Origin of the sequence: Pseudomonas sp. Pseusp88 (genome assembly GCF_047303955.1) — a bacterium.
In the GTDB taxonomy this organism is placed as follows: domain Bacteria; phylum Pseudomonadota; class Gammaproteobacteria; order Pseudomonadales; family Pseudomonadaceae; genus Aquipseudomonas.
Map to the genome: position 1 here is coordinate 1 of NZ_JBGLYM010000165.1, position 205 is coordinate 205.

The window sequence follows — 205 nt, forward strand, 5'->3', positions numbered from 1 at the left end:
CCGCCCAGCGCCAGCGGGTCGAGGCGTGCGGGCGGCGCGGCGAGCCAGGCCAGGGTCTGGCTGATGACCAACAGCGCCGCACCATAGTCGAAGCCGTCCAGGCTCAGATGATCGGCCAGGGTTTGTTAGGTGATGTCCTGTTGCAGGCAGGCGGTGAGCAGGTCCTGGGCGCTGTTCATGTGCTGCCAGACCACCGCCCGCTCCA

At 68.3% G+C, this 205-nt stretch carries 1 protein-coding gene; it reads left to right on the forward strand.

The genetic code is table 11. The features are described from left to right. The coding region (locus ACCD02_RS32860; protein ID WP_413310749.1) for a hypothetical protein at nt 1–205 on the forward strand (205 nt) is incomplete at both ends.